The organism is Rummeliibacillus sp. BSL5, assembly GCF_052928305.1.
The window spans coordinates 849,456-863,276 of sequence record NZ_JAVGCV010000001.1 but is presented as its reverse complement, the minus strand read 5'-3'; the positions used below and the strand labels follow the sequence as shown (position 1 = coordinate 863,276).

The 13,821-nt window shown below is 37.3% G+C and carries 14 protein-coding genes; 12 read left to right on the top strand and 2 right to left on the bottom strand.

What is annotated here, in order from left to right; all coding sequences use genetic code 11:
* Positions 1–225 precede the first annotated feature (225 nt).
* The 5 genes from mce (at position 226) to RCJ93_RS04345 (ending at position 5,598) form a co-directional block, all read left to right on the top strand.
* Complete coding sequence (gene mce / locus RCJ93_RS04365) at positions 226–639, top strand: methylmalonyl-CoA epimerase (RefSeq protein ID WP_251646136.1); 414 nt, start codon at positions 226–228, stop codon at positions 637–639.
* 3 nt (positions 640–642) lie between these two features.
* Positions 643–2,199 (top strand): acyl-CoA carboxylase subunit beta, encoded by a 1,557-nt coding sequence (locus tag RCJ93_RS04360; RefSeq protein ID WP_446738482.1) that lies wholly within the window; start codon positions 643–645, stop codon positions 2,197–2,199.
* Between the two features lie 236 nt (positions 2,200–2,435).
* On the top strand, positions 2,436–3,557 hold the full coding sequence (locus RCJ93_RS04355; protein WP_150284236.1) for a M20/M25/M40 family metallo-hydrolase: 1,122 nt from the start codon (positions 2,436–2,438) through the stop codon (positions 3,555–3,557).
* 14 nt (positions 3,558–3,571) lie between these two features.
* On the top strand, positions 3,572–4,042 hold the full coding sequence (locus RCJ93_RS04350) for a chemotaxis protein CheW (protein WP_150284237.1): 471 nt from the start codon (positions 3,572–3,574) through the stop codon (positions 4,040–4,042).
* 179 nt (positions 4,043–4,221) lie between these two features.
* Positions 4,222–5,598: an amino acid permease gene (locus tag RCJ93_RS04345; RefSeq protein WP_190323403.1), complete on the top strand. Its 1,377-nt coding sequence runs from the start codon at positions 4,222–4,224 to the stop codon at positions 5,596–5,598.
* Here RCJ93_RS04345 and RCJ93_RS04340 read toward each other — a convergent pair.
* Positions 5,595–6,221: a LysE family transporter gene (locus tag RCJ93_RS04340; protein WP_066786755.1), complete on the bottom strand. Its 627-nt coding sequence runs from the start codon at positions 6,219–6,221 to the stop codon at positions 5,595–5,597. The two genes, RCJ93_RS04345 and RCJ93_RS04340, sit on opposite strands and share 4 nt — an antisense overlap.
* Before the next feature lie 114 nt (positions 6,222–6,335).
* Here RCJ93_RS04340 and RCJ93_RS04335 point away from each other — a divergent pair, with 114 nt between their 5' ends.
* From RCJ93_RS04335 to rnz, 4 genes are all read left to right on the top strand, one after another.
* Positions 6,336–6,677: a hypothetical protein gene (locus RCJ93_RS04335; protein WP_150284238.1), complete on the top strand. Its 342-nt coding sequence runs from the start codon at positions 6,336–6,338 to the stop codon at positions 6,675–6,677.
* A 90-nt stretch (positions 6,678–6,767) separates the two neighbouring features.
* Entirely contained in the window at positions 6,768–7,598 is an 831-nt protein-coding gene (locus RCJ93_RS04330; protein WP_446738481.1) for an MBL fold metallo-hydrolase, read from the top strand.
* Positions 7,599–7,696: 98 nt separating this feature from the next.
* Positions 7,697–8,944: a DNA polymerase IV gene (locus RCJ93_RS04325; protein ID WP_150284240.1), complete on the top strand. Its 1,248-nt coding sequence runs from the start codon at positions 7,697–7,699 to the stop codon at positions 8,942–8,944.
* Positions 8,945–8,947: 3 nt separating this feature from the next.
* Positions 8,948–9,895, top strand: a complete 948-nt coding sequence (rnz, locus tag RCJ93_RS04320; RefSeq protein ID WP_446738480.1) for a ribonuclease Z — start codon at positions 8,948–8,950, stop codon at positions 9,893–9,895.
* A 396-nt stretch (positions 9,896–10,291) separates the two neighbouring features.
* On the opposite strand, the gene RCJ93_RS04315 is transcribed toward rnz, so the two are convergent.
* Entirely contained in the window at positions 10,292–10,636 is a 345-nt protein-coding gene (locus tag RCJ93_RS04315) for a hypothetical protein (RefSeq protein ID WP_066786769.1), read from the bottom strand.
* Positions 10,637–10,837: 201 nt separating this feature from the next.
* Between RCJ93_RS04315 and RCJ93_RS04310 the strand changes: the two genes are divergently transcribed.
* The 3 genes from RCJ93_RS04310 to RCJ93_RS04300 all read left to right on the top strand — a co-directional run bounded on the left by RCJ93_RS04310 (position 10,838) and on the right by RCJ93_RS04300 (position 13,820).
* Positions 10,838–12,364 (top strand): DEAD/DEAH box helicase, encoded by a 1,527-nt coding sequence (locus RCJ93_RS04310; protein ID WP_446738479.1) that lies wholly within the window; start codon positions 10,838–10,840, stop codon positions 12,362–12,364.
* Positions 12,365–12,395: 31 nt separating this feature from the next.
* Complete coding sequence (locus tag RCJ93_RS04305) at positions 12,396–13,175, top strand: YqhG family protein (protein ID WP_446738478.1); 780 nt, start codon at positions 12,396–12,398, stop codon at positions 13,173–13,175.
* Positions 13,176–13,322: 147 nt separating this feature from the next.
* Positions 13,323–13,820, top strand: a complete 498-nt coding sequence (locus RCJ93_RS04300) for a DUF1648 domain-containing protein (RefSeq protein ID WP_446738477.1) — start codon at positions 13,323–13,325, stop codon at positions 13,818–13,820.
* The last annotated feature ends 1 nt before the right edge of the window (position 13,821 follow it).

Here is a 13,821-nt window from a genome sequence, read left to right as displayed (position 1 = left end):
TTCTCTCTCCTTTTTACCGATACATAAATTCTTTAATCCATAACCTCAAGAGGGACAAAGACAGCCTACCCTCGACATATGGAAAACGGAACCTAAGTTGAAGTTTCACTTGTTTCGCTAATCTCTTAAAAATATTTTACCAAATCTCATTCAATAAACAAGTATTAGTAGAGTTTTCTGAATAATTCAGCTACAATAGACTAGAATACAAAAGGGGTGTCAGCATTGAAAAACATAGATCATATAGGCATTGCCGTTAAGAATTTAGATGAACGTATTACATATTATACAAATGTATTAGGAATGAAATTATTAAATATTGAAGAAGTAGAGTCAGAGGGAGTGCGAGTTGCATTTATAGATGCAAACAATACGCATATAGAATTGCTTGAGCCGCTTACAAATGAAAGCGCTATATATAAATATTTAGAAAAGAGAGGAGAAGGTATACATCATATCGCTCTTTTAGTAGAAAACATTGAGGATGAAATGGAAAGAATGCGAAAAGAAGGAGCAACCCTTTTATCAGAGAAGCCAAAGAACGGCGCGGGCGGGGCTAAAGTTGCTTTTATTCATCCTAAATCATCGAATGGCGTTCTTTATGAATTAGTCGAACGTAACGAAAAGAAGGAGAGTTAACACATGGATATGTATGACAAAATCAATGAACTATATGATAGAAAAAGAGAAATTGAGCTTGGGGGCGGCGAATCTCGCATTGATAAACAGCATGAAAAAGGTAAATTAACAGCACGTGAACGCATTGATTTGCTACTAGATGAAGGTACATTTGTAGAAATCAATCCTTTTGTTCATCACAGGACAGTTGATTTTGACATGGCAGAGAAAAAGGGACCAGGAGATGGCGTAGTTACAGGCTACGGCAAGGTTAACGGACGCCCGGTATATGTATTTTCTCAAGATTTCACCGTATTTGGCGGTGCGCTTGGCGAGATGCATGCAAAAAAGATTGCTAATGTAATGGATTTAGCTGCAAAAAATGGTGCTCCATTTATTGGTATCAATGATTCCGGAGGTGCCCGCATTCAAGAAGGTGTGTTATCGCTTGATGGCTATGGACATATCTTCTATCGGAACTCTATTTATTCAGGCGTCATCCCACAAATTTCCGTTATTATGGGACCCTGTGCAGGGGGAGCGGTTTATTCACCTGCTATTACGGATTTTATATTTATGGTTGATAATACATCCCAAATGTTTATTACAGGACCGAAAGTTATTGAAACTGTGACAGGCGAAAAAATTACTTCAGAGGGACTCGGCGGTGCTAAAGTCCATAATACTATTAGCGGCAATGCTCATTTTCGAGCGTCTGAAGAACCGGATGCATTGGAACAGGTGAAACAGTTACTTAGTTATTTGCCGCAAAATAATAGAGAGAAAACGCCAACTCAACGACGGGAAGATTCTTCAAACGACGATAATTTCCGTTCAGAATTACTAGACATTGTACCAGTTGATCAAACAAAAGCTTATGACGTTAGGAAAGTTATTGAACAAGTGGTGGATGCAAATTCATTTATGGAAGTGCAAAAAGAATTTGCGAAAAATGTGGTTGTTGGTTTTGGACGAATTGATGGTGAATCAGTGGGCCTTGTATGCAATCAGCCTAAAGTACTTGCTGGCGGGCTTGATATCGACTCATCCGATAAGCTGGCACGTTTTGTTCGTACATGTGACTCTTTCAATATTCCGATCATTACATTTGAAGATGTATCTGGCTTTTTCCCTGGAGTCAAACAAGAGCACGGCGGCATCATTCGTCATGGAGCAAAAATTCTCTTTGCCTATTCAGAAGCGACGGTACCTAAAATAACTGTTATTCTAAGAAAAGCTTATGGTGGTGCTTATGTAGCGCTGAACTCTAAATCTATTGGAGCAGATATGGTATATGCATGGCCAAATGCTGAAATCGCAGTAATGGGAGCGTCTGGAGCAGCTAATATTATCCATGCCGCTGAAATTGCAGGTGCAAGTGACCCAGAAGCAATGCGTACGAAAAAAATAGAAGAATATAAAGAAAAGTTTGCCAATCCTTATGTGGCAGCATCACACGGCTTAGTAGACGATGTAATTGATCCGCGAGAAACACGTATAAAGCTTATGCAATCACTTGAAATGCTTCGCTCCAAGCAAGAAACACGGCCATATAAAAAGCATGGCAATATTCCTCTATAACAAATAATAATAAATGTTAATGTTGCCTCTTGAGGCAACTACATAGGTGTTTGGACTGAATTATGATAAACTATTTATTGAAACTTTACACAGTGGGAATATTATTTTTCCACTGTGCTTAAAGCATACCCATCCTAACAGTTAAGGCAGTTATTTTTCATTAGGAATTTTGACTTCGTAGTAAGTTAAGGGTTTAAAGTACCATTTTTATTACATAGATAAAGGAGTCTTGCAACATGCCAAGCCGTATTGTAGAAGAATTTATGGAATTAGTTCAAATCGATTCCGAAACATATCATGAGGAAAAAATCTCGCCTGTTTTGATTAGTAAATTAGAAGCATTAGGTTTTGATGTTTTTGAAGATGATTCAGCGAGCCGCAACGGCCATGCATCAGGAAACTTAATCGCAACATTAAAAGGCTCATTAACAGATGTTCAGCCGATTTACTTCACATGCCATATGGATACTGTTGTCCCTGGTGTAGGTATTAAACCAGTGATTAAAGAAGATGGATATATTTATTCAGATGGTACAACTATTCTTGGAGCAGATGATAAAGCAGGAATTGCTGGACTGCTTGAATTAGCTAAACGCTTAAAAGAAGAAAATATTGAGCATGGCGACATTGAATTCATCATTACAGCTGGTGAAGAATCAGGCCTTGAAGGAGCAAAAGAATTAGACCGTAACAAAATCACTGCAAAATATGGTTTTGCAGTAGATTCTGACGGTAAGGTAGGGGGCATTGTTACAGCAGCTCCATTCCAAACAAAAATCTTTGCTACATTAAAAGGAAAAACAGCGCACGCTGGTGTAGAACCTGAAAAAGGTGTATCTGCTATTACTATAGCAGCAAAAGCAATTGCCAAAATGAAGTTAGGCCGAATCGATTCTGAAACAACTGCAAATATAGGTCGTTTTGAAGGCGGTAAAGCTACAAATATTGTCTGTGATGAAGCATCTGTATTAGCAGAATGTCGTTCACTTGTAGAAGAAAAGTTAATTCAACAAGAAAATCATATGAAGGAAGCATTTGAAACAGCTGCAAAAGAATTGGGTGGCGAAGCAGAAGTAGAAGTTGCTCGTATGTATCCTGGCTTCAAATTTGGTCCGGATGATTTAGTTGTACAAATTGCACAAGAAGCTGCAAGCAATATTGGCCGTGAACCAAAATTAATGCAATCAGGTGGCGGCAGCGACGCCAATGTAATTGCAGGCTTTGGTATACCAACAGTTAACTTGGCATTGGGCTATGAAAATATTCACACAACATCCGAAAGAATGCCTATTGAAGAGCTAGAAAAATTGGCTGAGCTTCTTGTAGAAATCGTAAAATGTTCTGCTAAAGTGAAATAGAGGGAAAGCAAGCTATGAAAGTTATCGTTTTTTCATGTGGAAAAGAAGAATATGCAGTGCCGGTTGAACGTGTGGACGCAATAGAAAAGGCGGAACATATTACGCCTATTCCGCATCTTCCTGAGTATTTAGTTGGTTTTTCAAAGATTAGAGGCGAATTGCGTCCCATTTTAGATTGTGAGCGCATTTTATATCAGAGAAATGCCGATTTATCGACTGCGAAAGTGATAGTCATTCAATCAGACGAATTAATATTTGGTTTGATGGTGGCAGATGCTAAAGAAATTCTAGACATTGAAGAATCTGCTCTGAAACAAGTTGGACTTGTTAATTATGCCAAAACTCAATTCTTTGAGGCAGTAGCAAACCTAGATGATCGATTGATTACATTGATTTCGCCAGATGTGCTAGTTGATACATTGGAAGGAATTAAAGATATTAAAGCCTACTTGCAACACCTTAAAGACGAAGAAGTCCAAATATAAAACCATTATTATTTTGAGCCATAAGCTTCCATTGCTTATGGCTCTTTTTGTTTTTAGTTCATACAACTAATCGCGATGATATGAGCCAATCTGCTTCTTCTTCTATACTAACAAGAATAAAGCGTATAAATTTAAATATATTGCTTAAAATAGGCGTGATAAGAAAGGCAGGGATTCTGATGGAAATTCCTTCACGTATTGGGTCGCAAAGCAATGATAAAAAGGAAAAGAAGCTATCATGGTGGCAGCTATCACTTGTTGGAGTAGGAAGTATAATTGGGACCGGTTATTTTCTGGGTTCGGGAATAGGTATAACAAAAACAGGGCCGTCTATTATGATTGCTTTCATTTTAGCAGGCTTAGGTACTTATATTGTAATGGATGCTCTTGGTAAAATGTCTGCGCATAATCCACAAAAAGGTTCATTTCGCTCGTATGCTAAGATAGCTTACGGCAATTGGGCAGGATTTAGTAGCGGATGGGTATATTGGTTTTCAGAAATTCTTATTACCGGTAGTCAATTGACTGCCCTTTCATTACTTACTCGTTTTTGGTTTCCTTCTATCCCTTTATGGATTTTTGCTTCAATTTATGCAATTCTCGGTGTGCTAGTCGTAGTGATTGGTACGAAAGGTTTTGAAAAAATTGAAAATATATTTGCTGTCATTAAGGTAGCTGCGATTTTCATGTTTATTATTTTGGCCATCGCAGTTATATTCGGCTTATTTGGCGGCAGCAAAAATGATTTTAGCATGCCGAGTAATTTTAAAGAATTTTCTCCTTATGGGCTTATGGGGCTATGGGGTGCACTTATATTTGGCTTTTATGCATTTGGAGGTATTGAAATCATGGGTATCCTCTCCACAAGGCTAAAAAATAAGGAAGATGTTAAGAAATCAGGCAACGTGATGTTAGCTATACTTACAACTATATATTTAATATCCATTTTCCTCGCATCCTCGTTAGCGGCATTGGAAAAATTCAATGCAAAAGAAAGCCCATTTGCTATCGCATTGGATCCATACCAGTTATCTTTTTTTCCACATGTTTTTAACGGAGCTATTATTATTGCCGGTTTTTCAACAATGGCAGCATCATTATTTGCAGTAACAAGCATGTTAGTAACGATGTCTGAAGATTCAGATGCCCCAAAAATCTTTTCTAAACAAGGAAAACTGAAAGTGCCTCCATTTGCTCTTGGATTGACGATTTGTGGATTGATAGCTTCTATTATATTTTCAAGGATTATGCCAGACCGAGTATATGAATACATCACTACTGCCGCCGGTCTTATGCTTTTATACAATTGGCTCTTTATTTTAATTTCTTTGCCAAAGATCGTGAAAGCAACCAGTTTTGATCATATCAAACGCTTTGTTGGCATGGCGTTAATCCTTGTAGCAATAAGCGGGACATTGCTTCATAAGTCAACAAGAATGGGTTTTTATATGAGTTTATTATTTGTAGCTTTTGTTGCAATTGTGCTGATTATTCGCCATTTCACTCAGAAAAAAGGTACCAAAAAGAAAGTAAATAGTTATCCAAAAGGCATTTAGAAGAACATTAGTTTTATGGCTTGAATGCCAAAATAAAGACCGAATCCAATTAAAGATAATCCGGAAATGAAAGAAATGGCCACTAACAGCTTTCCAGCAACAAATTTTTTAAAGCTGCTAGCAGTCAAAGCCATTGTCACATCCCACAGCAATAATCCTAAAAAGATAGCGAAACTATAGAGGGCAATGTGCATATTATCATTTTCGGAAATGGTCTTTGCTAATATCGAACCATAAATACCTAACCAAAATAGGATTGTTAGTGGATTTGAGATGGACATAAAAAAGCCAGAGAAGAACGATTTTGACAATGAAGCGTTATTTTTTTTTGTTGTAACTTGTACATTACCAGCACTAACCATACTCTCAATGCCTGTATAAATAAGCACAAAACATCCAAAAGACCATAATAGAGTTTGCATAAAAGGCGTATCAAGAAATTGTACAACCCCTAAATAAACCACAAGCATATAAATCCCATCAGCAAGAATAGCACCTAAACCAACGAACCATGAATGCAAGAAGCCGAATTTCAACGCTTTGTCCAACTGTGCAGCATTTACAGGACCAATTGGTGCAGCTAAGGATAAACCTAGAAAAATATAGCTAAAAAAAATCCCCATTAAGTATCTCCTTCAAGAAAAGTGTTTAGTACATGCTATTCAAAAGCTGTCTATTCTACAACTATTATTTAGAAGAATCTATGATGAAATTAATTAAAGGGAGTTGAAAATAGAATGCCACTATATGTTTACCAAACGTTTGAAATCAAACAAGAAAAATTCAAGGAAGCTGTTGAGAACTTGCAGGAATTAAAAAAATACCGCAATGAAAATTATCATCACATAGTCGATATTCTACTGCCGATTGTGGGAGAAGATTACACGTATGCACTTTTAGCAACATATGATGGCTTGGCTGAAATGGAACTACAAAATAAAAAAATGTACGATGATGACAAATATTTAGAATTGGTTGGTTCATTTTTCTTGGAGAATGTTGTTCAGGGCAGTATGAAGACAATGGTTTACCGCTCAATGAACGATAAAAAAGAGCAGCAAGGAAAAAAGGAAGAATAAATTTAATATCCATGGACTCAGTGGGGGCAATGATTCTTTTCTGAAAGAAAGGGTAATAGATCACAAACAGAATTAGAAAGGAGATTAAGTATGGAACAAGAGATGAAGTATGGCAATGATTATAAATTCATCCCTGCTACTTCCATTGCAAGTGGTAAAGGGGTCGAGGTGCTCCCTGATCTTTATATGTATACAACACAGATCGCAAATATTTGCTTAGTTGGCGAGCCGAATAGCAATGAGTTTGTACTAGTAGATGCCGGGGTTCCAAAGCAAGCTGACAAGATTATTGCAGAGGTAGAGGACCGTTTCGGAAAAGAGAATAAACCAAAGGCGATTATTCTTACACATGGCCATTTCGATCATGTCGGATCTATTATTGAACTGATCGAAAAGTGGGAAGTTCCAGTATATGCACATGAATTGGAGATGCCTTACCTAACAGGTGCACTGAATTATCCCCATCCCGATGCTAGCTCAGATCCTGGCTTAGTTGCAAAAATGTCTCCTATGTTTCCGAACGATGCGATTAACTTAGGTAATCATGTACAAGCATTGCCAACAGATGGGAGTGTGCCTTTCTTGCCTGAGTTTCGTTGGATTCATACACCAGGACATACGAGAGGTCATGTCTCATTCTTCAGAGATAAAGACCATGCCTTAATCGCAGGAGATGCGTTTATAACAGTTAAGCAAGAATCCCTGACAAGTGTGATTTCTCAAAAAGAGGAAATTAGCGGGCCACCAAAATATCTGACGCAAGACTTTGATGAAGTATTAAAGTCGATAAAAAAGTTAATACAATTAAAGCCTGAAGTGGCAATCACAGGACACGGCGTAGCAATGTCAGGTCAAGAATTAAGAGATGGTCTGGATCACTTTGTCCATCATTACGGTGAATATGCAAAGCCTAATCAATAAATCATGAGCAAGCGGAAATCTCGCTTGCTTTTTTATCGAAATAAAACTGAAAAATTTGGTATACTAAAGAGAGAACGTGTGATCGATGGAGGGATTGTATGAATGGTCGTGGAAGGATTATATTTCATATCGACATGAATAGTTTTTATGCTTCTGTTGAACAAGCATACCATCCTGAACTAAAGGGGAAGCCTGTAGCCATTGCGGGTAATCCTAGCGAACGGAAAGGGATACTCGTTACTTGTTCTTATGAAGCAAGGGCGAAAGGCATTTTTACGACAATGGCTGTATGGGAAGCAAAGAGACAGTGTCCCAATCTTATTGTGCTGCCACCTAACTTTGAACGATATCGCCATGCGTCAAAAGCGATGTTCGATATCCTACGCTCATACACCGACCTTGTTGAGCCTGTATCGATCGATGAAGGCTATGTAGATGTAACGGAAATTGCACATGGAATTGAAGCAATACAACTTGCAAAAATGATCCAAACACGTATATTGCATGAGCTTGATTTGCCTTGTTCAATTGGCATAGCGCCTAACAAGTTTTTAGCTAAAACGGCTTCTGATATGAAAAAGCCCATGGGCATTACAATCTTACGGAAGCGCGATGTAGAAAAAATGCTATGGCATTTGCCTGTCATTGAGATGCACGGTGTTGGCTCTAGCACTTCCAACAAACTAAAAGAAATCGGCATTGCAACAATTGGCGATTTAGCGAGAAGCGAAGATTATTTATTGAAAGCGAATCTTGGCAAAAATGGTCTTCGTTTAAAGAAAAGAGCACAAGGAATAGATCAAAGGGAAGTCGATCCTAATTCTATCTACGACACTAAATCAGTTGGGCACTCCATGACATTTCCTTCTGATTTAATGATTCTTTCAGAGCTTCAAACTGCTATAGAAGAACTATGTATGCGCGTAGCTAAAAGGTTGGATGCGAAGAAATTAGCAGGGCATACGGTCTCCATTTTAATTAGAGATGCTGATTGGCATAATTATACACGTAGCAAAACTTCACAAAACGCTATTTTTAAGAAAAAAGATATTGAAGTAATCGCACTCTCCCTCATTGAAAAACATTGGAATGGAAATCCTGTACGCCTGCTTGGTGTGACAGTTAGCAATGTAGTAGATCAGTCAAACACAGTAGAACAACTATCTCTTTTTACATATGAACAATACGCAAAAGAGGAGCCAATTCGTAAAGTTGTTGAACAATTGCAATATAAATTCGGCAAGGATATGATTACAAAAGGCATTAAACAGGCAAAAAAACCTACCTATGAATCAAAAACAAGCTTTAGCAAAGATTTTTTAGATGATCACCGAGAGAGGGGATAATAGATGCAAATCCAATTTTTAGGAACTGGTGCGGGCATGCCATCAAAAGGAAGAAATGTGAGTTCGCTTGCCCTGAAATTATTAGAAGAAAGAGGGACTATTTGGCTTTTTGACTGTGGAGAAGCTACCCAGCACCTCGTATTACACACAACAATTAAACCACGTAAAATTGATAAAATCTTTATCACACACTTGCATGGCGACCATATTTTTGGACTGCCTGGATTTCTTGGATCTCGCTCCTTTTTGGGAGGGGATGGACCTTTAACCATATATGGACCAAAAGGCATTGAGGAATGGATTCTTCTTACCTTCAAAATTACAGGCACACATTTGGGTTATCCTATTCGCTTTGTAGAAGTGAATGAAGGAATTATATTTGAAGATGAGCAATTTATAGTTACGGCGATGCTATTAGAGCACGTGGTACCAAGCTATGGTTATAGAATTGAGCAAAAACAGCAAAAGGGTACTCTTCTCATGGATAAAGCTGTTGCACTTGGCGTACCTAAAGGGCCATTATTGGGAAGACTTAAGAATGGAGAAGACATTGTATTAGAGGATGGGACAGTTGTCAGAAGTATAGATGTTACCGAAGAGCCTAAGAAAGGGTTTACTGTCACCATTTTAGGGGACACGATGTATTCTGAAAATAGTATCAGACTTAGTGAAGAAGCCGATGTTTTGATTCATGAAAGCACGTTTGATGCTTCTCTTGAAGAAGGAGCGGCTGCTTACGGGCACTCAACCAATCTAATTGCAGCCAAGGTTGCACAAAAAGCAAGGGTTAAAAATTTGCTATTAAACCATATTAGTGCGCGTTACTTATCTGAAGACGCATCAAAAATGGTTTATGAAGTAAGAAAGATTATTCCGAATGCTTATATTGTGAGGGACCTCGATGAATTTACCTGGCTACACGGAGAATTAAAACAATCATTAAAAAAATAATATGATTAATTTTAGTTGAATGCTGAAATTCAGCAAATGAAATGGAAAAATGCCCAAATATGCATTTGGGCAAATTGAAACTGAAAAAGGTGGGAGTGTCTATATTTTGAGCCTTCAGACAAAGGGCGTTGCCTGAAGTTATAGGAGGAATTTTCCAAGTGACTAAACGCGCAAATGGCTTCACCAAAGCCATGGCTGTTATCACTTGGATTATTAGTAGTATATTCATTTCACGAGAAGCTGTTTGTGCGGTTGTCTAGTGATATCAAATCAATTCTGTTATAACAGGTACTCTAGTTACCTTAGTTGAACCATAAATTAGTAAAAACATTAATACAACTAGCATGACAGCATTCGAAAAAGCTCCACTTCCAAAAATATTATTATTCATATTATTCAAGAATCATCACCTTTTTGTGTGCGTTGTTGAAAAACATCAAAAACATCGTTCCATCCATTAGTGCCATGCGAAAAATTATTAGGGTTATTATTTTTATTATCATCACCAGTCTTAAATTTCCCTATTAATGTCACTATAAGTGCTGGTGATTCACGGAATAGCTGAACTCCATCCACTTTTAACTTCCCTGAAAGTAATAAAGCAGCTACCACGACATCCAATGGTTTACCACTTGTTAAATCTTCTAAGCTATAATCATTTACGGCCGGATGTTTTTTGAAGTTGGAAGAGGATGAATTACTGCTTTTTCTTCTGTTTTCTGAATTATTATTTCCACTCATTCAAAAAACACCTCCTTTTTATTGTGCAAATAAGAATTAAAACGAAATGAATACATAATTATTTATGCTTCCTTCCTCTCCTTAGTATATGAGTAGGACGACAAATGAATTGGTTTAATGCCTGCTTAATTTATTAAGGAAATAACATAGTTTATGCGATATTGGCACATGTTAAGACAAAAGAATATAAGAGGTGATCGCATGAATGTGGAAAAATCGCCTAATTGGGAGGAAGAATTCGCTGAAAGGCTCAACACACAACAGTGGGATAGCTGGAAACTGTACAAAATGTGCTACGATGTTGTTAAAACGAATCTTATCACTGAATTTACTGGCTTAAAGTCATTGAAATATTTGCCCAACGTAACACCGCTTGAACATCAGCTAGAAGCCGCCCAGACGGTGATCGAAAGGATGAACGGTAAAGCTATACTCGCGGATGAAGTAGGACTCGGTAAAACAATTGAAGCAGGTCTAATATTAAAAGAATACCTCATGAGAGGCCTTGTTAAAAAAGCTCTAATTCTTGCACCAGCATCTCTTGTCAATCAATGGTCTGATGAGTTAACGAGTAAATTTTATATACCGGCCATCCCCTATAGAAAGAACACTTCCATTGAGCATACAGATATTCTCGTCATGAGTATGGATACTGCCAAAAAAAGTCCTCATAAAGAGGCTATCTATGCAGAGGCATATGACATGATTATTATTGATGAAGCGCATAAACTTAAAAACCATAAGACTAAAATCTACGAATTTGTTCAAAGCTTAAAGAAAAAGTTTTGTCTATTATTAACAGCTACCCCGATTCAAAATGACGTATTTGAACTTTTCAATCTCATCTCACTTCTAAAACCCGGTCATCTAGGCAACTTCGATATGTTTCAATCATCATTTAAAGCAAGCAAGCATGATTTAGAAAATGACGAGTTTTTAAAGGAACTTGTTAATCAAGTAATGGTCCGAAACAGGCGTCAGGATACTGGCATTGAGTGGACAACAAGAAAAGTGCATAATATCCCTGTTGAATTTACTGAAAAGGAAAGAGCAGTTTATGATTTAATACTTCAGTTGAAAGACATCTCACCTGTCTTTACAGGTTCCTTTTCTATGATTACATTGCAAAAAGAAATGTGCAGCAGTAAAGAAGCTACATGTCTTACACTAGAAAATATGATGAAAAACTGTAATACGAAAGATGAAATTGCATTCGTCGAAGAAGTAATACAACAATTAATGGCACTCCAAACGAATGCTAAGGCTGAAAAAGTGTTAGAGATTGTACGTAGTGCCGAGGATAAGGTGATTATCTTTACAGAATACCGTGCAACCCAGATTTTTCTTCAATGGTTCTTGCATAATAACGGCATAACCAGTGTACTATTTAACGGTAAATATAATAAAAGTAAACGCGATTATATGAAATATTTGTTTAAGGAAAAGGCGCAAGTATTAATTGCTACGGAAGCAGGAGGCGAAGGGATTAACCTTCAATTCTGCCACCATATTATTAACTATGACTTACCATGGAATCCAATGAAACTAGAACAACGGATCGGTCGTGTACATCGCTTAGGACAAGAACACGATGTCCAAATCTATAATTTGGCAATAGCAGATACGATTGAACAAAAAATATTGGATCTTCTGCATTTGAAAATTGACGTTTTTGAAAAAGTTGTCGGAGAGTTAGATGATATCTTAACTTATAAACATCCAATTTAGGTTTAGGAAAATGTTAGAAAGGAGGAAAAGCATGTATTCTTCACAAGTAAACGAATATCTGAGCCATTTTTTTGAAGAAACAGACTGTTCTATTATCGAAAGGCATCCTCATTATATTACGGCTCAATTGACAATCGACATGGACAAACGAATTATGAATCGGCCTTATTATTGGAAATATGTTGAGAGTACGAATGGGGTTCCTTGTCCTGCCCAACTCACATGTATTACACATCCAGAAGAAGTTTTGGAAGATGTAAAAGGGGAGATCGTACGATTTGGTTCTTATCGGCTTAATCAAATCTTTCGTGTAGCACAGCAACTCGGTGCATATGTCCATTTATATGAAGCTGTTGATGATAATCAGGGCCAAATATTTTTAACGCCTTTTCTCGGTGTAAACTATAAAGTTTCCTATTACTGTGATCAAACAAAAGAAATGCTTTTTTCTTTTGGCTTGAATTTAATGACTGGGGAAGTAATCGAACAATTCCATGAACAGATTCAAGAACTGTCATTTGTCCCGGAAATACCGCATGCTGCATTTCCATTACAATATATTATAAAACCGCTCAGAGGAATAGAACGACTTGATGAGTTACTTTATAATATCATCCAAGGCGATGACCATAATTGGGCAGAGAAAGCAAAACAAAAATGGGTTCGAGATCAAAGGGTTCTCGATTACTTCTATAATGACGTAGAAGATAAACCTGAGTGCTACGAAATCGAAAAAAAAGCCCTAGAGGAACGGTATGCGGCGAAAATTAAATGTGAAATTATTAATGGCGGTATCTTTTATTTGAAATAAGTTGGAGCTCAATACACTATGCTGTATTGGGCTCTTTCGTATGGGGATATTGAAATAAAAACAAAATTTTTAATCAATTGTGTTATAATTGGATTATACATACATAAATTCCAACTAAATCATAATAAAGGGGTGAGAAGAAATTTCATGGGAAAAAGACCAAAAATTCACCTGCCTAAAACTAAAAATGAAAAAATATTTGATATGTTTGGCTATTTGTTCTTTGCTGGGTCAATTATCTTTCTAGTGCTTGTATGGGGAAGTTTGCCGGAACAGGTTCCTGCTCATTACAATGCAGCAGGCAAGGTGGACCGCATGGGCTCAAAATGGGAACTTTTTTTATTGCCGGGGATTAGCTTGATCATCTTCCTTATTATGTTGCCAATTGAAAAGCACCCGGAAATCCATAACTACCCCGCAAGATTAAACGAAGAAAATGCAACAAGCTTTTACTTAATCAGTAGGCAAATGCTCAACCAAATAAAAAATATCTGCCTAATTCTTTTCTCTCTGATTGCATTTGAGTCCGTTTCCATTGCGATGGGATGGTGGAAGGGGTTTGGTATATGGTTTCTCCCTGCCGTTCTTGCATGCACAATTATACCATTAGTTGCGGGGATTATACGGCAACAGAAAATCCAGTAAA